The sequence below is a fragment of the Candidatus Hydrothermales bacterium genome (assembly GCA_039630235.1).
GTDB lineage: Bacteria > Hydrothermota > Hydrothermia > Hydrothermales > JAJRUZ01 > JBCNVI01.
The window spans coordinates 1-542 of record JBCNVI010000070.1; the positions used below are offsets into that span (position 1 = coordinate 1).

A 542-nucleotide genomic window follows, 5' to 3' on the forward strand; every position below is an offset into this window, starting at 1 on the left:
GGCAAGTAGTAGGATTATAATAAGGATATTTAAAAACTGAGATAATAAAAGTTTAAGGACTGGAATTCTTCTCTCTTCTTCAATTTCATTGTATCCGAATAGGCTTAATCTTTGTATTGCCTCATCTTGAGAGAGTCCATTAGGAGAACTTTTCAACAATTCGATTATCTCTTTTTGACTGTAAAGATAAGGAAATTTGAAATCGATGATGTTCATGGTTTTAACTCACCGGTAAAGTTAAATGATACCTGTACTTTCATTATTGTCAACGTTTGAAAGTATTAGAAATGTATAGGATAAGGATTAGAACTAGTAGTAATAAGCTTATCTAAAGTATGAAGAGTAAATTTTAAAGAAATCACAATAAACTGATGTAAATTAATTTATCAGTTTCAAGCATATTAATTGATTAGTGATATTGAGAAAGATTAAGTTTAAATAAAAGTTAGTGAGAGTGGCGATATTTAGGTGTTGAAATAAATGTTTAACCTGTCTAAAACCAAGAGTACAAAAACGGAGGGGGCGGGATTCGAACCCGCGGT

At 30.8% G+C, this 542-nt stretch carries 1 protein-coding gene; it reads right to left on the reverse strand.

The genetic code is table 11. The features are described 5' to 3' along the window. A partial coding sequence (locus ABDH49_09355; protein MEN3047144.1) for a cation-transporting P-type ATPase occupies positions 1 to 216 on the reverse strand: 216 nt, incomplete at its 3' end. Between the last annotated feature and the right edge of the window lie 326 nt (positions 217 to 542).